This window comes from Nocardioides sp. T2.26MG-1 (assembly GCF_950101795.1).
In the GTDB taxonomy this organism is placed as follows: Bacteria; Actinomycetota; Actinomycetes; order Propionibacteriales; family Nocardioidaceae; genus Nocardioides.
Genome location: NZ_CATNLZ010000032.1, coordinates 553849 through 577533, shown reverse-complemented (window position 1 = coordinate 577533; position 23685 = coordinate 553849). Strand labels below are relative to the sequence as shown.

Genomic DNA, 23685 nt, shown 5'->3' with positions numbered 1-23685 from the left:
GCGGGGTCAGCGCCGGATCGTCGCCTCGACGTCGATGCCGTGGAGCTTGGCCGGGTTGCGCACGGCGTAGATGCGGCTGATCCGGCCCTGGTCGAACACGAAGCTGATCGCGGCGTCGTAGCCGTCGTCGGTGCCCACGATCCGGGCCCCGACCGCGCCGTTGAGCAGCACCGGCACGAACTGCGCTCCCGGCGCCAGCCGGCTGAACGGGCGCAGCAGGTTCGCGACCTTCTTGGCTCCCACCACCGGGTTGACCAGCGCCTGGACGACCCCGCCGCCATCGGCCACGAGCACCACGTCGGGCGCGAGCACGTCGAGCAGGCCCTGCAGGTCGCCCTGGGTGACCGCCCGCATGAACCGCCGGACGACCTCCTGCTGCTCCGCGGGACCGACGTCCATCCGTGGCCGGCGCGCCGCGACGTGTCCCCGGGCCCGGTGCCCGATCTGGCGCACCGCGGGCGCGGACTTGCCGAGCACCGCCGCGATCTCGTCGTACGGCGTGTCGAAGACCTCGTGCAGCACGAACACCGCGCGCTCCGCGGGCGTGAGCGTCTCGAGCACGGTCAGCATCGCGATCGAGACGCTCTCCGCGAGCTCGACGTCGTCGGCCACGTCGGGGGCGGTCAGGAGCGGCTCGGGCAGCCACTCGCCGACGTACTCCTCGCGGCGCCGGGCGTTCGCGCGCAGCCGGTCGAGCGCCTTGCGAGTCACCATCCGCACCAGGAAGCTGCGCGGGTCGCGCACCGTGGCCCTCGTCTCCGCCCCGATGGCGTCCCACCGCAGCCAGGTGTCCTGCACGACGTCCTCGGCGTCCGTCGCCGATCCCAGCATCTGGTAGGAGACGGTGAAGAGGAGCCCCCGGTGGGTGACGAACGGGTCCTCGGTACTACTGGTCACGCCGATGATCCTGCCGCAGTCGGCTGTGCGAGGGGCCGGAGGCCGCAGGCTGCGGCGAAGCCGTCGGACTCGATGCCGAGCGCGATGTTCGGGCGGGTGGTGGAGTTGGCGAACCCGATGACCGCCGTCAGCTCGATCAGCGCGGCCTCACCCAGCTGGGCCCGCAGCGATGCCACCATGCCGTCGGTCACGGTCGGCGGGGTCACGGTCATCGCCTCGGCGTAGCCCAGCACCTCGCGCTCGAGCGGCGAGAACGCCTCCGACTCCCGCCACCGCGGGATCTCGCGGGCCTTGTCCATGTCGAGGCCGCGGTTGTTCGCCTCGAAGTAGTTGTAGTCCAGGCACCAGCTGCAGCCGACCTGAGCGGCCACCGCCATGTGGGCGAACGACTTGAGCTGCTCGTCGCAGGATGCCCACTTCTGGACCTTGCCCCCGGCCCGGGCCAGGTCCGTGAGCACCTGCGGGTTGTGCCAGAGCACGCCGAGCGAGGCCGGGACCTGGCCGAGCTTCTTCTGCGCGAAGCGCTTGATCAGCGAGCCCTTGAACCCGGTGATCTCGGCAGGCGGGATGCGGGTGGTTGCGGTCATGTCGTCCTCCTGGGTGAGTCGGTACGACATCCAGACGACGGCCGGTCGCGAAGTGTGACAGCCGGGACCGGTCAGGCCCAGGACCACGCGAGCAGGGTGGTCGCCAGGGCCACCTCGATCGCGGCCCCGAGCACGTCGCCGGTGACCCCGCCGAACCGGCGCACCGTCCGGCGGGTCAGGACCAGGACCGCGAGGCCGCCGACCACGGACAGCAGGAGCCCGCCGACGACCGCGATCGGGACGGGGACGGTCCGGGTGACCGCGGCGCCGAGGCCGTCGGGCCGGGCCGGCGGGACCCGCGTGCAGCACACGATCCACAGCGCGCACCGGGACAGGCACACCAGGGCACCCGCCAGGATCGCGCGCCAGCCCACCTCGACGTACGACGAGAGCGCGGCGACCTGGATGCCCAGGACGACCACGGTCGCCACCACGCCGGCCGGGCCACTCGTGCCGGACCGCATCACCTCCAGGGAGCGAGCCGGGTCGTAGGACGCGGTCAGTCCGTCGGCGGTGTCGGACAGCCCGTCCCAGTGGAGCGCCCGCGACCCCATCGCCAGCGCGCCGACGGCCACGAACGCCACCGCCAGCGGCGGGAGCCCGGTGGCCGAGCCGGCCACGAGCACCAGCGTGACCAGCAGCCCGAGTGGCAACACGGCCAGAGGGGCGAGCAGCATCGCACCGCGGGCGGTACGCCGGTCGACGCCGCCGACGGCGCCCACCGGCAGCGCGGTCAGCGTGCCGACCGCGAGCCGCCAGGACTCACCCACCGAGCTCGCTGAGCAGCGCGACGTCGCGCAGCACGGCGACCGCGCTGCGCAGCACCGGCACCGCGGCGACCGCGCCGCTGCCCTCGCCGAGCCGCATGCCGAGGTCGAGTGCGGGCTCCAGCCCCATCTTTGCCAGGGCGAGGGTCTGCGCGGGCTCGGTGGACCGGTGGCCGGCGGCGAACCACGCCGCGGCCCCGGGGTCGATCCGGTCCGCGGTGAGGGCGCAGGCAACGGCCATCAGCCCGTCGAGCAGCACCGGGACGCCCTGGCGGGCCGCCTCGAGGAGGTATCCGGTGCTCGCGGCCAGGTCGGCGCTGCCGAGCGCGGTGAGCGTCTCGACCGGGTCGTCGGTGCGGTCGCCGGCCCGGGCGAGCGCCCGGTCGATCAGCTGCTCCTTGTGGGCGAGCGTCATCGAGTCGACGCCGGTCCCGCGCCCGGTGACCTCGCGAGCGGGCAGCCCGAGCCCGGCGGCCACCAGCGCCGCGGCGGGCGTGGTGTTGCCGATGCCCATGTCGCCGCTGATGAGCAGGTCGGCGCCGGCGTCGATCTCCTCACCCGCGACGGCGGCCCCGGCCTCGAGCGCGGCCCGGGTCTCCTCGGCCGTGAGCGCGTCCTCGAGGTGGATGGCCCCGGACGAGCGCCGCACCTTGAAGCGGCGTACGTCGTCGGGGACGCCGTCCAGGTCGTCGTCGACGCCCAGGTCGAGCACGCGGACCGCGACGCCATGGGCGCTCGCGAGCGCGTTGACGCCGGCCTTGCCGGCGAGGAACGTGCGCACCATCGCGGCGGTGATCTCCGGCGGGAAGGCCGACACGCCGTGCCGGGCCACACCGTGGTCGCCGGCGAAGATCACCAGGCGGACGTTGGTGAGCTCGCGGGGCGGGACCGCGTCCTGACAGGCGGAGAGCCACACCGCGAGGTCACCGAGCCGGCCGAGCGCTCCGGGTGGGGTCGCCAGGGCGGCGAGGCGCTCCTGGGCGGACGCGGCGGCTTCGGGACGGGGCGGCGCGATCACGGGCTTCTCCTGGTCGGTGGGCGGGCGATCACCGTAGCGCGGTGACCGCGCCCACCCGGCTCCGGACCCACGGCCCGCCGCTGCTGCCCCAGGACCTAACCTGAGCCATGGCCGACGCCGAGATCGTCCCGGGCGACCGGCCCGGCAGCCACCTGCTCCGGATGGCGGGGATGAACCAGTCCTACGTCGACCTCGTCGACCCGACCCGGCTGGTCTTCGACTACGTGCGCCGGATGGCCGACGTCGTCGACGCCGCCGCACCTGCGGGCCAGCCCGTGCGGATGGTGCACGTCGGTGGCGCGGGCCTGACCCTGCCGCGGTACGTCGCGGCCACCAGGCCGGCGTCGCCGCAGGTGGTGCTGGAACCGGACGCCGAGGTCACCGAGCTGGTCCGCCGCGAGCTGCCGCTGCCGCGCCGCAGCGGCATCAAGGTGCGTGCCGTCGGCGGGCGTGAGGGCGTTGCCGCGCTCCGGGACCGGCACGCCGAGCTGGTGATGCTGGACGCGTTCGCGGACGCCCGGGTGCCTGCGGAGCTGGTCACCGTCGAGTTCTTCGAGGACGTCGCACGGGTGCTCGACGAGGGCGGGCTGTTCGTGCTCAACCTGACCGACCGGGCGCCGTTCGGCTGGAGCCGGCGGGTCGTGGCCGGGCTGCGGCAGGTGTTCGGGTCGATGCTGCTGACCGCCGAGCCGGCGACCCTGCGCGCCCGGCGACTCGGCAACCTGGTCGTGGTCGCGTCCCGCGCGCCGGTGCCGGTCGACGTGCTCGGGGCCCGCGCGGCGAGCGCGGCCGCGCCGTACCGCGTGCTCGACGGCCGGCAGGTCAGCGATGGCTTCGGCGGCGGCACCCCCTTCACCGACGCGGACACCGCGCCGTCTCCGCCGCCCGACCGGTGATGGGGTTGCCGGGTCACCGCCCTGCCCGGTGGCGGCTGGCGGCGGCCGGGTCAGCGTGGCCGGGCAACCGAGCCGGGTCCGGGAAGGGTTGCTGGCTCACCGCCCGCCCGGCGCGACGGCGCGCGGGGGCGGGACCCTGAGCAGCCGTCAGCGCACGTCGCCGGCCAGCGTCTGCTGGAGCGCGGCGAGGCCGCGCGAGGTGTGGCTCTTGACGGTGCCCTCGCCGATGCCGAGCTCGGCGGCGGTCTCGGTGACCGACAGCCCCAGCCAGTGCCGCAGCAGGACCGTCTTGCGCTGCATGGCCGGGAGCGTCTGGAGCGCCTCGAAGAGCGCGGACCGGTCCTCGGTCGTCATCGTCTCGGGAGCGGCTTCGTCGTGGCCGTCGAGCCCGGGCCGTTCGCGGCGCCACGGCCGGCGGGACTCGTCGATGTCCGCGCGCACGATGATCGTGCGCGCATAGGCCTCCTCGTTGCCCCTCCGGCGGATCCGTGGCCAGGCGGCGTACAGCTTGACCAGCGCCGTCTGCACGAGGTCCTCCGCCCGGTGCTGATCGCCGCAGACGGCGTACGCGATCCGCGCGAGGTGCGCTCGCCGGGCGAGCACGAACTCGGCGAACTCCGCGTCGCGGTCGGACCGACTCATGGGGCGCCCTGCTGGGCGAGCCAGTCCTCGAAGGTCGGGGCATCGACTCCGGGGCGTCCGGTGACCAGGTGGCCGAGGCTCTGCGCGCCGCCCGTCGCCCGGAGCCGGCCGAGGTACCAGACGTCCTCGCCGTCCTCGCGCACGACGTAGCCGACCGACTGCTCCTCAGGGGCGCGATGCAGGGCGTCGTCGATGTGCCGGACGACCACGACGTCGGTGGGGAACACGATCGACCCGTCCGCCTCGATGCTCAGCCCGCGCTGCGCCGCCAGGTGGCGGGCGCCGGCGTCCCAGACCTGCTCGCGGCCGTGGAGCGTCTCATCGAGGCGGCCCGCGTCGCTGGGCCCCGTGGTCGCCGGCTCGATCCGGGAGCTGCTCGACGGCGCCGCCCCGTCGAGGCCGTGGACGACGCCCGCGGTGGCGATCGCGGCGAGAGCCAGGGTGGCGGCCGCACCGACGCGGCGGCGGCGTACGGACCGGTGGCCGTGGTGCAGGAGGGTGCTAAGCTCCGGCCCCTCGGGCCCGGGTCCGATGGCTCGCTCGAGAGCCGCGTTCAGGACGGTGATGTCGGTCATGGTGTCCCCCTTCACCACCCAGACGGACGCACCGGTGCGATCCGTTGTCAGCGCTCCGGGGCGTACGCCGTGCCGCGCGTGTCCCGCACCCACAGGGTGCCACCTCCGGCGACCGGCCCCTGGGCGGAGAGCTCGCGCTTGAGCACCTTGTTGGTCGCGGTGCGCGGCAGGGTGTCGGCCAGCCGCACGTAGCGAGGCCACGCCTTGGGGGACAGGTCGGGCTGCGCGGCCAGGAACCCCTCGAAGCCGGCCGGGTCCACCGGCTCACGGAGCACCAGCGCGGCCATCACCTGGTCGCCGACGGACTCGTCCGGCACCGCGTAGACCGCCGCCTCGGCGATCGCCGGGTGTCGCAGCAGGATCCGCTCGACGGGGGCGGCTGCGAGGTTCTCGCCGTCGACCCGCAGCCAGTCGGCCGTGCGGCCGGCGAAGTAGACGAATCCGTCGGCGTCCCGGTAGGCGAGGTCTCCCGACCAGTACATGCCGCCGCGCATCCGCTCTGCCTCGGCGTCCGGGTCGTTGTAGTAGCCGGCGAAGGCGCCCGCGCCGGCGGTGTTGACCAGCTCGCCCGTGGCCTCCGCGGCGTTGAGCAGCACGCCGTCGCGCCCGAACTCAGCGTCGGGCGTCTCCTCCATCGTCACGGGGTCGAGCACCTGCACGCCTTCCACAGGCCGGCCCAGGCTCCCGGCCGGCATCTCGGGGACCCGCTGCACGATCACCGCGTTCTCGGTCGAGGAGTAGGAGTCGACGACCGTGCAGCCGAACCGGCGGGCGAAGCCGTCGATGTCGCGGTCGTTGGCCTCGTTGCCGAACACCAGGCGCAGCGGGTTGTGCGCGTCGTCGGGCTGCTCCGAGGTGGCCATGACGTAGGTGAGCGGCTTGCCGACGTAGTTGGCGTACGTCGCGCCGTACCGCCGCACGTCGGGCAGGAACCCGGAGGCCGAGAACCGGCGGGCCAGCGCGATCGCGGCTCCCGACGCGAGCGCGGGACCCCAGCCCGCCATGATCGCGTTGGAGTGGAACATCGGCATCGACACGTAGGCGACGTCGGCCGGGCCGAGCCCGAACCGCTCGGACAGGAACTGCCCCGGGTGGGCGACCTTCGCCTGCGTGACGTTGACGGCCTTGGGCTCCCCGGACGTGCCGGAGGTGAAGACCAGCATCATCAACGTGTCCGGCCCGACCGGGGCAAGCGGGACGGGAGCGCCGGCATGGCTGTCGAGCAGGGCCGCCCACTCGGGGCCGTCCACGAGCAGCACTGGGAGGTCCGTGTCGCCGAGGAGCCCGGCGTACGTCGTGTCCGTGACCACGACCCGGACGTCGGCGCGGGCGATGTCCGCCGCCAGCGCCGCTCCGCGCCGGGTGGGGTTGAGGCCCACGACGACCTGGCCGCCGAGCGCGGCGCCGCCGAGCAGGAAGGCGAAGTCCGGGACGTTGTCGAGCAGCACGCCCACGTGCGGCGGCTCCCCGGGTGGGAGCAGCGCGCCCAGCACCGCGGAGCGGACGCAGGACTCGCGCACCACCTCGGCCCAGGTCCAGGCCTCGTCCTCGAAGAGCAGCCCGGGGGAGGGGTCGTCCGCGCGGGCGAGCAGCTGGTCGCGGACGGTGGGCATGGTGGTTTCGAGGCTCAGGCCTGGCGGCCTTCGCACCTTAACCACCGTCTGCCGGTGGTTGAGGTGCGAGCGAAGCGAGCGGCCACGGTGGTTGAGGTGCGAGCGAAGCGAGCGGCCACGGTGGTTGAGGTGCGAGCGAAGCGAGCGGCCACGGTGGTTGAGGTGCGAGCGAAGCGAGCCTCGAAACCACGGGCCTCGCCGCTGCTCACGCCGGTTCGGCCGCGAGGGCGCGGCCGACGTTCAGCGCCTGCTCGGTGGCCCCGCCATGCAGGAATTCGAAGCGCTTGGCGCTGGTGAAGTAGCGGTGCGCCTCGCCGTCGAGGTCGATCCCGACCCCGCCGTGGACGTGCACGGTCGTGTGCGCGACCCGGTGCCCGGCGTCCGCGGCCCACAGCTTGGCGATCGCCACCTCGGTGTCGGCGGGCAGGCCCTCGTCGAGCCGCCAGGCCGCCTGCCAGAGCGTCAGCCGCTGGCCGAGCACGTCGATGTAGCCGTCGGCCAGGCGCTGCGAGACCGCCTGGAACGTGCCGATCGGCCGTCCGAACTGCTCGCGGGTCTTCGCGTACGACGCGGTGAGCCGGAGCGCTCCCTCGGTGATGCCCAGCTGCTCGGCGCAGCCGGCCAGCAGCATCAGCTGGCGCAGCCGGTGGTCGGCGGCGCCGTCCGCCTCGCCGACCAGCCGGTCGGGCCCGACGATCACGCCGTCGAGGTCGAGGCGGGCCACGGCGTCACGGTCGGAGAAGGTCTGGGCGACCACGGTGACGCCCGCGTCGCCGGGCTCGACCAGGAACACGCCGACCCCGGTCGCGGTCTCGGCGGGGACCACGAACGCGTCGGCATACGGGCCGGCCGGGACGATGGCCTTGCTGCCGGTGATCCGGTACCCGTCGCCCTCAGGGGTCGCTGCGGTGGTCGGCCGCGCGGGCGCGTAGGCCCGCTCCTCGGCGACCGCCGCGGTGAGCACGGCCGCGCCGGTGGCTGCGCGCGGCAGCCAGCGCTCGCGGAGAGCGTCCGGGCCGCGTTCGGCGAGCAGCCGCGAGGCCGGGCCGTGGGCCGCGAGCGGCACCGGCGCGACCGTCCTGCCGACCTCGACGAGCACCCGGCACAGCTCGAGGAGGCCGAGCCCTGCGCCGTCGTACTGCTCGGGAAGCGCGAGCCCGAGCAGCCCGGCCGAGCCGAGCTCGGCCCACAGCTCGCGGTCGAACCGGTCACCGGCGGCCTCGACGGCCTTGAGGCGGTCGTTGGTGGCCCGGTCCTGGAGGATGCTCGCCGCGAGCTCCGCGGCCTCGTCCTGCTCGGCGGTGAATCGGAAGTCCATGTCTGCCTCTCGGGACTATCGCTTCGCGGCGGGCAGGCCGAGACCGACGTACCCGATGATGTCGCGCTGGATCTCGTTGGTGCCGCCGCCGAACGTCATCACCAGCGCCGACCGGTGGTAGCGCTCGAGCCGCCCGGCGAGCACCGCGCCCTCGGAGTCGCCGGTCACCCCGGCGTTGGGTCCGACGATCTCCATCAGCGACCGGTAGACCTCGGTCGCGAGCTCGGAGCCGTAGATCTTGGTGGCCGACGCCTCGGCGGGGGAGAGATCGACGCCCGCGTCGGCGTCCGCGGCGAGCTTCCAGTTGATCAGCGAGAGCGCCTCGGTGCGCGCGTGCGCGCGGCCCAGGGCGATCTGCACCCACTCGGAGTCGATCACCCGCTGGCCATCGGGGTTCTTCGTCTCCTGCGCCCACCGGCGCACCATCTCGATCGAGTGTGTGAGCGGCGCCGAGGACGTGAGCGCGACCCGCTCGTGGTTGAGCTGGTTGGTCATCAACGACCAGCCGCCGTTGAGCTCGCCCACCAGGTTGCCGTACGGAACCCGGACGTCCTCGTAGTACGTCGCGCTGGTGCTCACCCCGGCGACCGTGTGCACCGGCGTGTAGGAGAAGCCGGGGGCGTCGGCGGGCACCAGGATCATCGACAGGCCCTTGTGGCGGGGCAGATCGGGGTCGGTGCGGCAGGCGAGCCAGATCCAGTCGGCGTACTGGATCAGCGAGGTCCACATCTTCTGGCCGTTGATCACCCACTCGTCGCCCTCGCGCACCGCCTTGGTCTTCAGCGAGGCGAGGTCGGTGCCCGAGCCGGGCTCGGAGTAGCCGATCGAGAAGTGCAGGTCGCCCGCGAGGATCCGCGGCAGGAAGTAGTCCTTCTGCTCCTGCGTGCCGTAGCGCATGATCGTCGGCCCGACGGTGTTGAGCGTCAGGTAGGGGATCGGTACGCCGGCGACGGCCGCGACGTCGGTGAAGATCAGCTGCTCGATCATCGAGCGGGCCTGCCCGCCGTACTCCTCCGGCCAGCCGATGCCCAGCCAGCCGTCCGACCCCAGGCGGCGGATGACGTCCTTGTACGTGCCCGCCTCACCGAACTCGCCGGTCGCGGACGCGAGCCCGGCCCTGACCTCGGGGGTGACCAGCGTGGCGAAGTACTCGCGCAGCTCCTCGCGGAGCCGCTCCTGCTCGGGCGTGAGGGCGATGTGCATCGAGACTCCGTGGGAGTGTGGCGGTGGGAACGTGCAGTCGGTGCTGGCACCGGCGACCCAAAAACTATAACCTGTTCTCGTTTTGGTCCACCTTGTCTGGAGGCACGTCATGAGCCCGACCTCGACCAGCGCCCCGTCCAGCGCCCGCGCCCTCGACCGCGGCACGCCGCCGGAGCGGTTCGCACGCGGGTGGCACTGCCTCGGGCTCGCGTCGGCCTTCGCGGACGGCAAGCCCCACGGGATCGAGGCGTTCGGCGGCAAGCTCGTCGTCTGGCAGGACTCCCAGGGTCAGATCAACGCCCTCGACGGCTACTGCCGCCACATGGGCGGCGACCTGACCCAGGGCACCGTCAAGGGCGACGAGATCGCCTGCCCCTTCCACGACTGGCGGTGGGGCGGCGACGGCAAGTGCAAGGCGATCCCGTACGCGCGTCGGGTGCCGCTGCGCGCCCGCACCCAGCGCTACCCGGTGGTCGTGCGCAACGGTCAGGTGCTGGTGTGGCACGACGTGGAAGGGTCGGAACCCGACCTCGACATCCTGCCGCCGGAGTTGCCGGGGGTCGGCACCGACGAGTACACCGACTGGACCTGGGAGGTGCTCGACGTCCCCAACGCGCACTGTCGCGAGATCATCGACAACGTCGTCGATATGGCGCACTTCTTCTACATCCACTTCGCGTTCCCGACGAGCTTCCGCAACGTGTTCGAGGGGCACGTGGCGACGCAGTTCATGGAGTCGACCGGTCGCCCCGACGTGGACGGTGCCGGCTACGGCGACGAGGGGCTGATGCTGAAGTCGGAGGCCTCGTACTACGGGCCGTCCTACATGATCAACTGGATCAACGTCGACTACAAAGGCTTCGAGACCGAGGTCATCCTCATCAACTGCCACGTCCCGACGTCGCAGAACTCCTTCAAGCTCCAGTACGGCCTGTGCGTGAAGAAGCCCGAGGGCGTCGACGACGCGACCGCCGAGTACATCGGCCGGCGCTACTCCGAGACGTTCAAGGAGGGCTTCGAGCAGGACGTCGCGATCTGGCTCAACAAGGCCCCGGTGCAGAACCCGCTGCTGTGCGAGGAGGACGGCCCGGTCTACCAGCTGCGCCGTTGGTACGAGCAGTTCTACGTCGACAAGGCCGACGTCGCGCCGGAGATGACCGAGCGGTTCGAGTTCGAGGTCGACACCACCAGGGCCAACGAGAACTGGCGTGCCGAGGTCGAGGAGAACCTCGCCCGCAAGAGCGCGGAGGACGGCGCCGAGAGCCAGGCGGGCAGCGACGCCACCCCGCCGATCATGACGGGCACCTGATGGCGTCGTTCGTGCCCACCAGCGCCGAGACGCTGGAGGACCAGCGGCTCTACACCCGGGCCAGGCTGGTGGAGGTCGCGTGCCAGGACTGCCTGGCGACCGTCGGCGTGAAGAAGAACAGCGACCACCACACCTCCATCCAGTGGTCGGACCAGGCGCTCGAGCACTGCCAGGAGTTCGCGAGGATGTCGGCGCAGCCCGGCGGGCGCCCGGTGTACGCCGGATGCCCGCGGCTGGTGGCCAGCATCGACGCCGCGGTGCGTGAGGGCCGGATCCCCATCGGAGCCGAGGACGGTTACTGACCCCATGACGGACGAGTCCTTCGAGCTGAAGGTCGTGGACGTGGTCGAGGAGACCACTGACGCGTACTCGATCTCCTTCGAGGTGCCTCCGGGTGCCGAGGAGCAGTTCGCCTACAAGCCCGGCCAGTTCCTCACCCTCGCGGTGCCGAGCGACCGGACGGGCGTCGCCGCACGCTGCTACTCGCTGTCGAGCAGCCCCGGGGACGGCGGCCCGCTGACGATCACCGTCAAGCGCACCGCGGACGGCTATGCCTCCAACTGGCTGTGCGACCACGTGCGCGAGGGTGACACCGTGCGGATGCTGCCGCCGAGCGGGATCTTCACCCCGGCCTCGCTCGACGCCGACCTGCTGCTCTTCGCCGGCGGCAGCGGGATCACGCCCGTCATGTCGATCACCCGGACCGCGCTCCGGCAAGGCGGCGGCCGGATCGTGCTGTTCTACGCCAACCGTGACGAGCGGTCGGTAATCTTCGCCCCCGAGCTGTCCCGGCTGGCCGCCGAGCATCCCGACCGGCTCCAGGTCGTGCACTGGCTGGAGTCGGTGCAGGGGCTGCCCACCCAGGAGCAGCTGAAGGCGTTCGCGTCCGCCTACGCGACGTACGACGCCTTCGTCTGCGGACCCGCGCCGTTCATGAAGCTCGCCGTCGCCGCGCTCAAGGAGCTGGAGTTCCCGCGGGGGCGCCGGCACCAGGAGAAGTTCATCTCCCTCGGCGGCAACCCGTTCGGAGACCTGCACGACCAGGAGGTCGCCGAGCACGAGATCGAGGACGCCGAGCACGACCCGGACGACGCCGACGAGGCTCTGCTCGGCGTCGAGGGGGACCGGCCGCAGGGTCCGGTGAAGCTCGAGGTGGAGCTCGACGGGGAGCAGTACGTCTTCGACGACTGGGCGCCCGGCACCAAGCTGCTCGAGCACCTGGAGTCCAAGGGCGTCAAGGCGCCGTACTCCTGCCGGGAGGGGGAGTGCTCCGCGTGCGCCGTCCGCCTGCTCGAGGGCGAGGTGAAGATGCTCCACAACGACGTCCTGGACGACGAGGACATCGCCGAGGGCATCCGGCTCGGCTGCCAGGCGGTCCCGGTCACCGACACGGTCAAGGTCACGTACCACTGACGCACCGACGGCCTGTCGGAGCGCCGACGTAATCCTCGTGGCCGCGGCCGAGCTCGAGATTTCGTGGCATTTCTGGTCTAGCCCGCCGGGGCCGCGGGCGCGCTGCGGCGTAACCCTGTACGGGGCGGGGGAGTTGCGGGGGTCGACCACGACCTCGGCCGACCGGCCGGAGCACGGGAAGGAGGGTGAGCGATGGTCCTCGGACTGTTCCTGATCTGCATGACCTGCCTCGGTCTGGCGATCGCCGGCACCGTCGTGCGCTCGCCCGGCCAGGGCGCGCGCCGCCGCGACCTCGAGCTGGAGCGGCACCCCGAGCGGGTGCAGCACGGCGACGTCGAGGCGCGCCTGCTCGCCGGTGGGGTGTCCGCCCCGGCCGTCGAGCGGGTGATGCGGCTGGCCCGGGACCGCCGCTTCTCCGCGCGGACGCTGTGGCGCTGGATCGGTGCTCACGGGGTCGACAAGCTGGTCGTCGTCGTCGACGCCGGCCTCGCCGAGGACGCGATGCTCGAGCACCTGGACGCAGGGACGGCGCCGCGCTGGGAGTCGCTCCGCGTCTTCGCCCGCCTGAGCGAGGACAGCCTCCCGGCCGGGATGCCGATCGCGGAGCTCCTCGACCTCGACTCGATCCCCACCCTTGACGACCTGACGTTCCCGACCGAGCTCGCCGATTGGTCGACCGACGCGACGGGGCCTGGGCGTTCACCGCTTCCCTCGACCGCCGACTGGGAATCCGACGGCGACGGGGGCTGGTCCTCCGTCGCCTGAGCGGCGGTCTCGCTCGCCGTGGCTGGTGTCGTGGTTTGGTCACCAACGACACGGTTCGGTGCTCCGGTTCTGCCGTTGGTGACCAAACGACAGAGATCCAGGGGCCCGGCCGTGCGACAGTCGCGCCGTGAGCACCGCGCACGTCACTGACGGCGCTGCGCAGCGCATCCTCGTCATCTGCGGCTTGGTCGTCGCGATGTGCGGCGTGTGGCGGCTCGCGGACGCCCACGTCTCGGTCGATCGGTTCCTCGGCGCGCCCGGATCTACGCAGGCTCGATCTACGCAGGCTCGATCTACGCAGGCTCGATGCTGAGGTGCCCGCAGCTCACCGCGGCGGCGATCAAGAGCGACTCGTCGTCACCGATCGGACTCCAGCCATCGGGCGCAGCGCGACCGCGCTCGCGACCCGCCGTCGAGGGCGCGAGGCGCGGCTACCAGCCGCGGTTGCGCCACTCCGGGAGTGCCGGACGCTCGGCGCCGAGCGTCGAGTCGTCCCCGTGGCCGGGGTAGAACCAGGTCTCGTCGGGAAGCCGCTGGAAGACCTTGGTCTCGACCTCGTCGATCAGCTGCGCGAAGGCGCCCTCGTCGCCGAAGGTGTTGCCCACGCCGCCCGGGAACAGCGAGTCGCCGGTGAACAGGTGCGGAGGGCCGCTGGGGTCCTCGTACAGCAGCGCGATGGAGCCGGGGGTGTGGCCGGCGAGGGCGATCACCGACAGGGTGCAGTCGCCGACTGCCACGGTGTCACCCTGCGCGACCCGGCGGGTGACGACCACGCCGGTCTGGTCCGTCACCGCCTGTGCGTCTGGAGCGCCGACGACGACCTCGGCGCGGGTCGCGGACACCACGTCGGCGAGGGCCCGGTGGTGGTCCCAGTGCTGGTGGGTCGTGACCACCGCGGTCAGCCCCGCATCCCCGATCAACGGCAGCAGCGTTTCCGGCTCGGCTGCGGCGTCGATGAGGACCTGCTCGCCGGTGCGCCGGCACCGCAGCAGGTAGCAGTTGTTGGACATCTGCGCGTCGACCGCGACCTTCGCGATCGTCAGGTGCTCTAGCTCGCGCACGTCGGGTCCGGCGCCCGGCTCGACCTGTCCCGTGTACTCGTTCATCACCACTCCTCGATGCGCGGCAGCTCGCCGCTGTCGCTGGTCAGCCCCTCGCCGTCGCCGCGCCCGGTGAGCCACCAGCCGAGGTCGGCGGCGGTCCCGGAGACGGTCGGGCCCGCACCGAGGTTCCACGTGCGGCCGAGATCGGTGGCGTACGCCGTGAGCCCGGCGCCGGCGGAGACGCGCGTCGTCATACCGTCGAGCAGCAGCACGGTGAAGGCCGGCGGCCAGGCGGTCCGGTCGTAGCCGGCCGCGAGATCCGCATGGTGGATCTCCACCTCGCGCAGCCGCATGCCTGGGACCGCCGAGGCCGGGAAGGTGCGCCCGCCGGGCGTCCGCTCGATGCTGCTGTCCCACGCGTCGTCCGGGACCGCTGCGATGGCGTCGGCCAGGTCGGTGCAGGCGCCGAGGAGCCGGGTCCGGATCGCCGCCGGCTCCTGCCCGGCGAGCACCTCGATGTCGGCGTCCCGGGCCTCCTGCGAGGCGTACATCGGCGTCCGGTTCCCCTCGACGATGCCGGCGAGCGCCGCGGCGAGACCCTCGGCGTTCAGGGCGAGGTGGGCGAGCACGTGGCCCCGGGTCCAATCCGGGAGCGCACTCGGCGCCGCGTAGTCGTCGTCGGCCAGGCCGTCCGTGGTGCGGATCAGCCGGCGGGTGGCCTCGGCCAGCAGGTCGTGGAGGTGGATCATCGGGTGGTCGGGCGTGAGGTCGGCCATGGCCCCATCCTGCCGGACGGGCCGTTGTCGGTGGCCCGTGAGATCGTGGGGAACATCCGTACGCCGGGGCTCGTTATGACGAGCTCGCGCCGGTTACGATGACGAACACGTGTTCGAAGACGAGGGGACCAGGGGACAACGCAGTGGCGGACCAGCTCATCATCCGGGGGGCCCGGGAGCACAACCTCAAGGACGTCTCGATCGACCTCCCCCGAGACTCGCTCATCGTCTTCACGGGCCTCTCGGGCTCCGGCAAGTCCTCGCTCGCCTTCGACACGATCTTCGCGGAGGGACAGCGGCGCTACGTCGAGTCGCTCTCGGCGTACGCCCGCCAGTTCCTCGGGCAGATGGACAAGCCGGACGTCGACTTCATCGAGGGCCTCTCGCCGGCGGTCTCGATCGACCAGAAGTCCACGTCCAAGAACCCCCGCTCCACGGTCGGCACGATCACGGAGGTCTACGACTACCTCCGGCTGCTCTACGCGCGTGCGGGTCGGCCGCACTGCCCCACGTGCGGCGCCCCGATCGAGCGGCAGACGCCGCAGCAGATCGTCGACCGCATCCTCACGCTCGAGGAGGGCCGGCGGTTCCAGGTGCTCGCCCCGGTGATCCGCGGCCGCAAGGGGGAGTACGTCGAGCTCTTCAAGCAGCTGCAGACCCAGGGCTTCTCGCGGGCCCGGGTCAACGGTGAGACCTACTCGCTGGACGAGCCGCCGACGCTCGACAAGCAGAAGAAGCACACGATCGAGGTGGTCGTCGACCGCCTGGCGGTCAAGGAGTCCTCCAAGCGCCGGCTCACCGACTCGGTCGAGACCGCCCTGCAGCTGGCGGGCGGCCTGGTGCTGTTCGACTTCGTGGACCTGGACGCCAAGGACCCGCACCGCGAGATGCGGTTCAGCGAGAAGATGGCCTGCCCCAACGAGCACCCGATCGACACCGACGAGCTCGAGCCGCGCTCGTTCTCGTTCAACTCCCCGTTCGGTGCGTGCCCGGCCTGCCACGGCCTCGGCACCCGGATGGAGGTCGACCCCGAGCTCGTCGTCCCCAACCCGCAGGCGACGCTGGGGGAGGGCGCGATCCAGCCCTGGAGCCAGGCGCACGTCGCCGACTACTTCCTGCGCCTGATGGGCGCGCTCGGCGACGAGCTCGGGTTCGACCTCAACACGCCGTGGGAGGACCTCTCGGCCAAGGCGCAGCGGTCGATCCTCGACGGGCACTCCACCAAGGTCCACGTGGTGACCCGCAACCGCTACGGGCGGCAGCGCGCCTACTACGCCGAGTTCGAGGGCGTGCGCACCTACGTCGAGCGCCGGCACCGCGAGGCCGAGTCCGACACGAGCCGCGAGCGGTTCGAGGGGTTCATGCGCGAGGTGCCCTGCCCGACGTGCGGCGGGAGCCGGCTCAAGCCGGTGTCGATGTCGGTCACGCTCGGCGGGTCGTTGCAGGACGGCGGCAAGAACATCGCCGAGGTCTGCGCGCTGCCCATCAACGAGACCGCCGACTACCTGCGCCACCTCGACCTCACCCCGCGTGAGCGGCAGATCGGCGAGCGGGTGCTCAAGGAGATCCAGGAGCGGCTCAACTTCCTGCTCGACGTCGGCCTCGACTACCTCTCGCTCGACCGGCCCTCGGGCTCGCTGTCGGGTGGCGAGGCGCAGCGGATCCGGCTGGCGACGCAGATCGGGGCCGGCCTCGTCGGGGTGCTCTACGTCCTCGACGAGCCGTCGATCGGGCTGCACCAGCGCGACAACCACCGTCTGATCGAGACCCTGCTGCGGCTCAAGGACCTCGGCAACACCCTGATCGTCGTCGAGCACGACGAGGACACCATCCGGGTCGCCGACTGGGTCGTGGACATCGGGCCCGGTGCCGGCGAGCACGGCGGCCAGGTGGTCCACAGCGGCAGCGTCGAGGACCTGCTGCGCCACCCCGACTCGATGACCGGCCAGTACCTCTCCGGCCGCCGCGAGATCCCGGTGCCCGCCGTACGCCGTCCGCGGACCAAGGGCCGCGAGCTGACCGTGCACGGCGCCCGCGAGCACAACCTCCGCGACGTCGACGTGTCGTTCCCGCTCGGGCTGTTCGTGGCGGTCACGGGCGTCTCGGGCTCGGGCAAGTCCACGCTCGTCAACGACATCCTCTACACCTCGCTGGCCAAGCAGATCTACAACGCCCGCGCGGTGCCGGGCCGGCACCAGAAGATCAGCGGCCTCGAGCACGTCGACAAGGTCATCCATGTCGACCAGTCGCCCATCGGGCGTACCCCGCGGTCCAACCCGGCGACGTACACCGGGGTCTTCGACCACATCCGCAAGCTGTTCGCCTCCACCCCCGAGGCGAAGATGCGCGGCTACCTCCAGGGCCGCTTCTCCTTCAACGTCAAGGGCGGTCGCTGCGAGGCGTGCTCCGGCGACGGCACGATCAAGATCGAGATGAACTTCCTGCCGGACGTCTACGTCCCGTGCGAGGTGTGCCACGGCGCCCGCTACAACCGCGAGACGCTCGAGGTCCACTACAAGGGCAAGACCATCGCCGAGGTGCTGGACATGCCGATCGAGGAGGCCGCCGAGTTCTTCGCCGCGGTGCCCGCGATCGCCCGGCACATGAAGACGCTGGTCGAGGTCGGCCTGGGCTACGTCCGGCTGGGGCAGCCGGCCACGACGCTGTCCGGCGGCGAGGCGCAGCGTGTCAAGCTCTCCTCGGAGCTCCAGAAGCGCTCCACCGGGCGCACTGTCTACGTGCTCGACGAGCCGACGACCGGTCTGCACTTCGAGGACATCCGCAAGCTGCTGCTCGTGCTCGGCCGGCTGGTCGACCAGGGCAACACCGTGCTGGTGATCGAGCACAACCTCGACGTGATCAAGACCGCCGACTGGCTGGTCGACATGGGACCCGAGGGCGGCTCTCGCGGCGGCATGGTGGTCGCCGAGGGCACTCCGGAGACGGTGGCCGACAACGCCGACAGCTACACCGGCCAGTTCCTCGCTCCTCTGCTCGAGGGACGGGCCGCCAAGCAGCCGACGCGCCGGGCGAGCCCCGCGAAGCCGGCCGCGAACGGCCCCGCCACCAAGGCCGCGGCGAGGAAGACCGCCGCCAAGAAGACGGCGGCCAAGAAGGCCGCGGTCCGCAAGGCTGGCTGACCGAGGCCGGGGATTCTCACCGAACTCTCATTCGCGTGAACCTCTCGGCGCCGGCCTGCGTTTGTAGGGTGAAGATTCAACGACTGCCCGTCGAGAGGACGACCGTGAGCATGGGGACCAACCGATGGATGACGCGACGCCAGGCCCTGGCCGGAGCGACGGCGGTGGGGGTGGCGGCTCCCCTGTTGGCCGCGTGCGGGAGCGGCGGCGGGTCCTCCGGTGCGTCGGACGCTCCCGACGTGACGTCCGGCGAGAAGCTCGGCCCGGCCTCCGACGTGCCGGTGGGCGGAGGCACGATCTACGCCGACCAGAAGATCGTGGTCACCCAGCCGACCGAGGGTCAGTTCAGGGGGTTCTCGTCGATCTGCACCCACCAGGGCTGCCCGGTCACCGCGGTGAAGGACGGCACGATCAACTGCACGTGCCACGGGAGCAAGTTCTCCATCACGGACGGGTCGGTCGCGACCGGCCCGGCCACCAAGCCGCTGCCCGCGGTCGCGGTCACCGTCACGGGCGGCGAGATCACCACGGCCTGACCCACGACGCCGGCGGGGGGGGGCCCNGTGTGGTGGTGGGGGGGGGGGGCCCCCGCCGCCGCCTCGAAGGACTGCGTGGGCTGCTGTGCGTCAGTCGACCTCTGCACCCGGGAGGGCTGCCCCCGGCACCTCACCCGGCAGGTAGACCTTCGGGTCGCCCGGGTACGGCAGGTCCCAGTGGTGGGCGTCGTACCAGGTGTAGCGGTTCATCTGCTCCGGGTTGGCGTAGTCGGCCTGGGCACGGTGGCCGCTGAAGTGCTGCCGCTTCGCCCACCGCTGCCACGCGACCGTGTAGGACACGGCACTCGCCGGGACGGGCCCGGTCCTCGCGGACGCCCCGTTGGGCGGGGTGTCGAGTCCGCACGCGGGAGCAGTCGCGATGTTCTCGGTCAGCGAGACCCGGTTCGGCAGTGCGGTGTACCGCCCGTAGTCGGGCTTCGACCCGAACGCGTCGAACATCGGCGTCGCCGCCGCGACCTTCTGGTTCAGCGGCTCGGCTCCCAGGATCTGCTCGATGGTGCGGACCATCGAGATCTGGGAGTAGTACGTCGAGATCGTCTTGCCGTGGGCCGCCCAGGGGCTGATGACCTGGATCGGCGCCCGGTGGCCGTCGACGTGGTCGGCACCGTTCTGGCTGTCGTCCTCCACCACGAAGATCGCGGAGTCCTTCCAGTAGCGGCTGTGCGAGATCGTCTCGACGATCTTGCCCACCGCGAGGTCGCCGCTCGCGACGTTGGAGCGCGCGGACACCGGGCCACCGGTGTGGTCGTCGGACAGCCAGACCATGTTGAAGTCCGCCGGCCCATGCCGCTGGAAGTCCTGCTTCCAGATCTCGTAGCGGTACATGTCGGGGATGCTCATGTCGAACGGCGGTGACAGCGGGTTGCTGATCTCGTTCAGCGACGGGATGACCGAGCCGTAGTCGCCCTTCAGCTCCGGAGCGGTCAGCTGGGCGGGGTCCCCGCCGTCCTCGACGCTCTTGACGGCGCAGTAGTACTGCTGCCAGGTCCCGGACGGCTTCCCCTCGGTGAACTCGAACTCGCCGTAGTTCCTCGCGGTCGCGCCGGCCTCCTGCACGGCCGTCCACAGGAAGCCCGAGCGCTGGTGGCCGAGCACGTCCTCCTCGGTGTCGTAGGAGCGGACGTACTCACCTGCGCTCGACTCGGTGTACTCGGGGTTGTCGCCCTGCATCAGCCAGTTGTGGCCCTCGGCAGAGTTGGTGCCGACGTCGTAGGTGTTGTCGTAGAGACCGAACTGGCGAGCGAGTGCATGGAGGTTCGGGGTGACCTGCTCGCCGAACTGGGCGAGCGACGCGTCGCCGTTGCCCTCGGGCATGTCGCCGTGGATCTGGTCGTAGGTCCGGTTCTCCTTGACCAGCATGAAGACGTGCTTGATCGTCGACGGGTCCCCGATCCGGCGGGGGACGGGGACGGCCCTGGCCCGTTGGCCGTGGGCGTGCTTCACGTCGGTGTCGGCGTCGCCCCAGCCGTTCTGGGCGAAGACCGTCGGGGTGTGGGTCTCCTGGATCTCCCGGTCGCTCGGCAGGCGGAAACGGGTCAGGGAGGCGGTCGTGCCGTGCGTGCCGTGACCGGTCGCCGGCGTGGTCCCGTAGCCCTTGTTGAACGTGATGAGCGGGCCGCGGGCGTCGATGCCGCGCCGGTTGGCCACCACGATCTGGTCGCCGACCGGGAAGAGGTCCTCGGGGTAGTAGTCCGTGGGCAGGAGGCCGACGTAGCTGACCGGGTCGAGGGCGTTGTCGCCGAGCTTGTAAACCGCGATCGCGTTGGCCCGACCGAGGCTGACGAGGAGGCGGTCGTCGACCACGCGGACGGCGTCGGGTGCGTAGCCGATCTTCGAGCCGCGCCAGGGCTGGGTCGCGATCGTCTGCACGACCTTGTCGATCGCGGTGTCGACCACCGACACCGTGTCGTCGTTGGTGTTGGCGACGTAGAGGACATCGTCCTCGACGTGCATCGCGGTCGGGTGGAGGCCGACGCCGATCTCGCGGACGGCCGCGGCCGGCTGAGCGGTGTCGATGACGCTGAGGGCGCCGGTCGTCGAGGTGCCGAGGACCGGGTCGGCGGGGACGTCGGTGCCGTACGACCCCATCGTGGTCTCGCCCGGGCGCGGCCGCCGCCCGCCCTCGTCGCTCACGTAGAGCTTGGTGCCGACGACGGCGAGCTGCCGCGGAGCGATGCCGACGTCCCAGGTCCGCGTGACGGTGCCGGCGGCGGGGTCGATCGCGGCCACCGTGTTCTGGCCGTTGACGGCGGCGTAGAGCGTCGAGCCGTCCGGGGAGAAGGCCAGACCTGCGGTGAGCGCCTGCTGCCCGTTGGCGGTCGGGATCGGCACCTTCGTGCCGGTCCCCAGGGTGCCGTCGGCGTTCACGGGGAAGCGGGTGAGACCGGTCGCGTTGGGCATCCAGAGGAACGCCCCGTCGGGAGAGTAGGCCGGTCCCTCCTGGCCGACGGTGTTGTCGGACAGGCGGGCGTCGACGCCCGACGCCGTGCCGCCCCGCCAGATCAGCCGGTACGACGACAGGTCGAACACCTGCAGCGAGACCCCTCGGTCGTTGGCCGTCGCGGCCAGGAAGCGGCCGTCCGGGCTGACCGTGGAGCCCATGAACTTGCCGTACGGCGTCGTCAGCCGCTCGCCCAGGGGCTTGAGGATCTGGTCGGACGAGATCTGCAGTCCGTCGGCGTACTCCGTGCCGACCAGGTTGCGGCCGAAGCCGACGGTCGTGCCGTAGGCGACGCCGCCGGTGACCGCCAGCGCCACTCCGGCGGCGACGACCACGGGCAGCTTGCGAGAGAATCGCCGTGCGGGCCTGGCCGCACGGTTTCGCCTGACATTCATCGTGTTCCTCTCGGTGGGGTGTCGAGCAGGTCGACGAAGCCGTCGAACTGCCACAGGGGGTTGGGCGCGTCGCCCGTGGGGGTGTGGATCGGGAAGTAGCCGTTGACCGCCTTCGGGCCGTCGCCGTCGGCGACGTACCGTCCGTCGGCGGCGACGTCGAGCTGGTAGATCGCGGTGCCGGTGGCGGATGCGCCGGGCAGGGTCCAGGTGACGACGCAGCGCCAGTCGGCGCCCGGGCCGGTGTCGTCGACGCGGTCGCCGCCCTTGTCGCACCGGGCGGACGTCTGCAGCTGCTCCTTGGTCACCGCAGGCCGGTGCAGCTCGTCGGTCTGCAGGACATAGAGGTGCGAGAACGACGTGGCCAGTGCCGTCTCCAGCTTGGCCCGGTCGACGCCGGAGCCGGTCGCGCCGGTCGCCACCGCGACGGAGAAGGTGGTGAGGACGACCAGGCCGGCCAGCGGTGCCAGCCCGGCGACGAGGAACCGACGGCCCGAGCCGTCGTACGCCAGGTCGGTGAAGTCGCGGCGCACGAAGAGCCGGTACGCCAGGTAGGTCGCGAGCGCCGCCCACGAGAGGCTCACGCCGACGCCGATCCAGAGGGTCTCGAGCTGGGTCGGCGACGTGAGGAGCCCCCGGTAGCCCAGGAACGCGTTCATCGGGAGCGCGACGCGCAGTGCGGCGGGCACCGGCATCAGCTGGACGCCCTCCAGCACCAGCGCGAGCACGACCGGCATCAGCAGGCCCAGGGGCGACCGCCCCAGCGCTACGGATCCGAGCAGGCCGACCGCGGAGAAGGCCAGCGTCGGCGGGAGCGCGGTGAGCCATGCCAGCAGGACCGTCCGGCAGAGCTCGGCGGAGCCCATCGCGTGCCCGTCGAGCCCGGGCAGCGGATGACTCCCGATCGAGACGAGCCCGCCCACGATCGAGGAGCCGACCAGGGCGCCGAGGAGCACGAGGGTGACGGTGAGCGCGGCCAGCGCCTTGGCGAGGAAGATGCGGCGGGACGACCTCACGGCGACCAGCAGGTGGCGCCAGGTCCCGAGCCGGTCCTCGACGGCGAAGATGTCACCGGCGACGACGCAGGTGAGCAGGGGCAGCACCAGGGTGCCCATGAAGACCAGGATCACCAGGGATCCGGCCCACCCGGACTGGCCCATCCAGCGGCCGTAGACGGCATCCGCCGGGAGCGAGGTCTGGCGGCTGACCACGCCGGTGTACACGGCCGGCGCGAGCAGACAGGCCAGCAGCACCAGTCGGAGGCGCCACTGGGCGGCCAGCTTGACGAGCTCGAACCGGTAGCCCCGGAGCACCGGCACCGCCGTGGTCCGGGTCGGTGCCGTCGCGGCCGCAACACTCATCGGGCGTCCTCCTCCTCGTCGGCGGCGCCGGTGAGCGCCAGGAACGCCGCCTCGAGCTGGGACACGACGGGCCCGAGCTCTCGGGGCACGAGGCCTGCGCCGACCAGCCGGACGACGAGATCCTCGACGGAGGCCTGGGGCCCGCGGACGAACAGCGAGCCGTCGTCGGCCGGCGACCCCGACCTGCGGCCGGTCAGCACCCGCAGGCCCGGCGTACGCTCCGCGACGCTGCGGGCACCGGCCGGGTCCGAGGTGACGAGGCGGTGGTCGAGCTCGCCACTCTCGGCGGCCAGCTTCTGCACCGGACCCGAGAACACCACCCGTCCGACGGAGAGCAGGGAGACCTCGTCGCAGAGGGCGGTGAGGTCGTCCATCCGGTGGCTGGACAGGATGATCGTCACCCCGGAGTCGGCGAGCTCGGTCAGGACCCGGTGCACCTGCCGCTTGCCCGCGGGGTCGAGCCCGTTCGCCGGCTCGTCGAGGACCAGGAGCCGCGGCTCCCCGAGGAGCGCGGCCGCCAGTCCGAGCCGCTGGCGCATCCCGAGCGAGAAGCCGCGCACCGGATCGTCGGCGACGTCCCGGAGCCCGACCCGGCCGAGCAGCTCGTCCACGGCGTCGCGGCTCCCGTCGACCCGCCCACGGAGGGAGGCGAGAGCGGACAGGTTCTGGCGAGCGGTGAGCGACGGGTACAGCCCGGGCCCGTCGACGAAGCCGGCGACTCCACCCGCCAGGGCCAGCGACTCACCCGCCGGCGCACCGAGCACCTCGAGCTGGCCGTGGTCGGCCACGGCCAGGCCGAGCAGCAGACCGAGCAGGGTCGTCTTCCCTGCCCCGTTCGGCCCGACGAGGCCGTGGATCTGTCCGGAGGAGACGTCCAGGTCGACACCATCGAGGGCGACGACGTCGCCGAACCTCTTGGTGAGACCGCGCGCCCGAACGGCGGTCGAAGGCATAGGGGGGCTCAACTCCATCT

The 23685-nt window shown here is 72.1% G+C and carries 22 protein-coding genes; 8 read left to right on the top strand and 14 right to left on the bottom strand.

Features of this window, described 5'->3' with window-relative positions; translation table 11 throughout:
* Positions 1-6 precede the first annotated feature (6 nt).
* From QQZ14_RS17855 to cobT, 4 genes are all read right to left on the bottom strand, one after another.
* Positions 7-897, bottom strand: coding sequence for an RNA polymerase sigma-70 factor (locus QQZ14_RS17855; protein ID WP_342395243.1), 891 nt, complete (start codon positions 895-897; stop codon positions 7-9).
* Positions 894-1484 (bottom strand): carboxymuconolactone decarboxylase family protein, encoded by a 591-nt coding sequence (locus QQZ14_RS17850; protein WP_284535734.1) that lies wholly within the window; start codon positions 1482-1484, stop codon positions 894-896. The genes QQZ14_RS17855 and QQZ14_RS17850 overlap by 4 nt, the downstream gene beginning before the upstream one ends.
* A 71-nt stretch (positions 1485-1555) precedes the next feature.
* The gene (locus tag QQZ14_RS17845) at positions 1556-2254 is read right to left on the bottom strand and encodes an adenosylcobinamide-GDP ribazoletransferase (RefSeq protein ID WP_284535733.1); all 699 of its coding nucleotides are present in this window, start codon (positions 2252-2254) and stop codon (positions 1556-1558) included.
* Positions 2247-3269: a nicotinate-nucleotide--dimethylbenzimidazole phosphoribosyltransferase gene (cobT, locus tag QQZ14_RS17840; protein ID WP_284535732.1), complete on the bottom strand. Its 1023-nt coding sequence runs from the start codon at positions 3267-3269 to the stop codon at positions 2247-2249. Before cobT ends, QQZ14_RS17845 begins: the two co-directional genes overlap by 8 nt.
* 107 nt (positions 3270-3376) lie before the next feature.
* On the opposite strand from cobT, the gene QQZ14_RS17835 reads away from it, so the two are divergent.
* Positions 3377-4165, top strand: a complete 789-nt coding sequence (locus tag QQZ14_RS17835; protein WP_284535731.1) for a spermidine synthase — start codon at positions 3377-3379, stop codon at positions 4163-4165.
* 147 nt (positions 4166-4312) lie between these two features.
* On the opposite strand, the gene QQZ14_RS17830 is transcribed toward QQZ14_RS17835, so the two are convergent.
* The 5 genes from QQZ14_RS17830 to QQZ14_RS17810 form a co-directional block, all read right to left on the bottom strand.
* Positions 4313-4807 carry a SigE family RNA polymerase sigma factor gene (locus QQZ14_RS17830; RefSeq protein WP_284535730.1) on the bottom strand — a complete coding sequence of 165 codons (495 nt, stop codon included), beginning with the start codon at positions 4805-4807 and terminating at the stop codon, positions 4313-4315.
* Positions 4804-5382, bottom strand: a complete 579-nt coding sequence (locus QQZ14_RS17825) for a hypothetical protein (RefSeq protein ID WP_284535729.1) — start codon at positions 5380-5382, stop codon at positions 4804-4806. Before QQZ14_RS17825 ends, QQZ14_RS17830 begins: the two co-directional genes overlap by 4 nt.
* A 47-nt stretch (positions 5383-5429) precedes the next feature.
* Positions 5430-6995: a long-chain-fatty-acid--CoA ligase gene (locus QQZ14_RS17820; RefSeq protein WP_284535728.1), complete on the bottom strand. Its 1566-nt coding sequence runs from the start codon at positions 6993-6995 to the stop codon at positions 5430-5432.
* Between the two features lie 205 nt (positions 6996-7200).
* Positions 7201-8313 (bottom strand): acyl-CoA dehydrogenase family protein, encoded by a 1113-nt coding sequence (locus QQZ14_RS17815; RefSeq protein ID WP_284535727.1) that lies wholly within the window; start codon positions 8311-8313, stop codon positions 7201-7203.
* 15 nt (positions 8314-8328) lie between these two features.
* A complete protein-coding gene (locus QQZ14_RS17810; RefSeq protein WP_284535726.1) occupies positions 8329-9516 on the bottom strand; it encodes an acyl-CoA dehydrogenase family protein in 1188 nt (395 codons plus the stop codon).
* Positions 9517-9625: 109 nt separating this feature from the next.
* Between QQZ14_RS17810 and QQZ14_RS17805 the strand changes: the two genes are divergently transcribed.
* The 5 genes from QQZ14_RS17805 to QQZ14_RS17785 all read left to right on the top strand — a co-directional run bounded on the left by QQZ14_RS17805 (position 9626) and on the right by QQZ14_RS17785 (position 13316).
* Complete coding sequence (locus QQZ14_RS17805; RefSeq protein ID WP_284535725.1) at positions 9626-10825, top strand: Rieske 2Fe-2S domain-containing protein; 1200 nt, start codon at positions 9626-9628, stop codon at positions 10823-10825.
* A complete protein-coding gene (locus QQZ14_RS17800) occupies positions 10825-11127 on the top strand; it encodes a hypothetical protein (protein ID WP_284535724.1) in 303 nt (100 codons plus the stop codon). The genes QQZ14_RS17805 and QQZ14_RS17800 overlap by 1 nt, the downstream gene beginning before the upstream one ends.
* 4 nt (positions 11128-11131) lie before the next feature.
* Positions 11132-12238: a 2Fe-2S iron-sulfur cluster-binding protein gene (locus QQZ14_RS17795; protein WP_284535723.1), complete on the top strand. Its 1107-nt coding sequence runs from the start codon at positions 11132-11134 to the stop codon at positions 12236-12238.
* 192 nt (positions 12239-12430) lie between these two features.
* Positions 12431-13003 (top strand): hypothetical protein, encoded by a 573-nt coding sequence (locus QQZ14_RS17790; RefSeq protein WP_284535722.1) that lies wholly within the window; start codon positions 12431-12433, stop codon positions 13001-13003.
* 127 nt (positions 13004-13130) lie between these two features.
* Positions 13131-13316, top strand: a complete 186-nt coding sequence (locus tag QQZ14_RS17785; RefSeq protein ID WP_284535721.1) for a hypothetical protein — start codon at positions 13131-13133, stop codon at positions 13314-13316.
* 118 nt (positions 13317-13434) lie between these two features.
* Here QQZ14_RS17785 and QQZ14_RS17780 read toward each other — a convergent pair whose 3' ends face one another.
* Together QQZ14_RS17780 and QQZ14_RS17775 are read right to left on the bottom strand one after the other, a co-directional pair.
* The gene (locus QQZ14_RS17780) at positions 13435-14109 is read right to left on the bottom strand and encodes an MBL fold metallo-hydrolase (protein ID WP_284535720.1); all 675 of its coding nucleotides are present in this window, start codon (positions 14107-14109) and stop codon (positions 13435-13437) included.
* On the bottom strand, positions 14109-14822 hold the full coding sequence (locus QQZ14_RS17775) for a maleylpyruvate isomerase family mycothiol-dependent enzyme (RefSeq protein ID WP_284535719.1): 714 nt from the start codon (positions 14820-14822) through the stop codon (positions 14109-14111). Before QQZ14_RS17775 ends, QQZ14_RS17780 begins: the two co-directional genes overlap by 1 nt.
* 143 nt (positions 14823-14965) lie before the next feature.
* Between QQZ14_RS17775 and uvrA the strand changes: the two genes are divergently transcribed.
* Both uvrA and QQZ14_RS17765 read left to right on the top strand, forming a co-directional pair.
* Positions 14966-17962, top strand: coding sequence for an excinuclease ABC subunit UvrA (gene uvrA / locus QQZ14_RS17770; RefSeq protein ID WP_284535718.1), 2997 nt, complete (start codon positions 14966-14968; stop codon positions 17960-17962).
* A gap of 128 nt (positions 17963-18090) precedes the next feature.
* On the top strand, positions 18091-18498 hold the full coding sequence (locus QQZ14_RS17765; RefSeq protein ID WP_284535717.1) for a Rieske (2Fe-2S) protein: 408 nt from the start codon (positions 18091-18093) through the stop codon (positions 18496-18498).
* 90 nt (positions 18499-18588) lie between these two features.
* On the opposite strand, the gene QQZ14_RS17760 is transcribed toward QQZ14_RS17765, so the two are convergent.
* From QQZ14_RS17760 to QQZ14_RS17750, 3 genes are read right to left on the bottom strand one after another with little or no spacing between them, the layout of a single operon-like run.
* Positions 18589-21294 carry an alkaline phosphatase family protein gene (locus tag QQZ14_RS17760; protein ID WP_284535716.1) on the bottom strand — a complete coding sequence of 902 codons (2706 nt, stop codon included), beginning with the start codon at positions 21292-21294 and terminating at the stop codon, positions 18589-18591.
* Between the two features lie 56 nt (positions 21295-21350).
* Positions 21351-22712 (bottom strand): ABC transporter permease, encoded by a 1362-nt coding sequence (locus tag QQZ14_RS17755; RefSeq protein WP_284535715.1) that lies wholly within the window; start codon positions 22710-22712, stop codon positions 21351-21353.
* Positions 22709-23665 (bottom strand): ABC transporter ATP-binding protein, encoded by a 957-nt coding sequence (locus tag QQZ14_RS17750; RefSeq protein WP_284535714.1) that lies wholly within the window; start codon positions 23663-23665, stop codon positions 22709-22711. Before QQZ14_RS17750 ends, QQZ14_RS17755 begins: the two co-directional genes overlap by 4 nt.
* Positions 23666-23685: the final 20 nt, after the last annotated feature.